The organism is Vibrio sp. 1-Bac 57, assembly GCF_037546855.1.
Taxonomy (GTDB): domain Bacteria; phylum Pseudomonadota; class Gammaproteobacteria; order Enterobacterales; family Psychromonadaceae; genus Psychromonas.
In genome coordinates, this window is the sequence record NZ_JALAAC010000108.1 from 1 (window position 1) to 678 (window position 678).

Below are 678 nucleotides of genomic sequence, written 5' to 3' on the forward strand. Positions count from 1 at the left end.
TGCCTTCCAGCAGGTGTTGCATCTGATATTTGTTGAAGATGTTTTTCCATCATCTCCATACTCAATATTGGACTAATTAATGCTTCTGTTTGGCCTGTCGATGGACAAACAGCGCCGTAAATATGTGCTGAAATAAATTGTTGTTGCCTAACAACACAAGTTCGACTGCCTTTCTCCGTCCATATTCGAGTCGTTGTATTTTGTTGCCCAAACCGCGCTTCATCTTCAAACCAAATATCTACTTCATCTAGCGTAACGTGGCCAGGAATTATGATGATCGATTCAATTACAATTTTTTTTAAACGCTTCTTGGGCAGCCAAATCTTGCTTTGGGTGCTTCGAACGAGAAGTTATCCAAACGATGCCTAGCTCTTTCATTAAACGGTAAATATTTCTTACACAGTAATTTACATTAAAGATGTCTTGGATATATTTTTGAATGTCTTTACCCATTAAACGACCTCCCTGCGCTTTGACAGCATGACTTATTACGTATTCTTTTAATTGAGCTTTTTGCTCATTACTTAAACGAGAAGGCTGACCAGTAGCTTGCTTTAATGCTAACGCATCAAATCCACCCGATAGATATTTTGTTATCCATTCGTTAACTAATCGACGACTTACATTCAATATCTTAGCAATGGATGTTCTAGAGTGACCATCATGGAACTTTTGCAC

At 38.2% G+C, this 678-nt stretch carries 1 protein-coding gene; it reads right to left on the bottom strand.

Going from position 1 to position 678, the window contains the following annotated elements; genetic code table 11:
* Positions 1-282: 282 nt before the first annotated feature.
* Positions 283-678: winged helix-turn-helix domain-containing protein (locus MT391_RS20720; RefSeq protein WP_499499986.1), on the bottom strand; the 396-nt coding region annotated here is incomplete at its 5' end.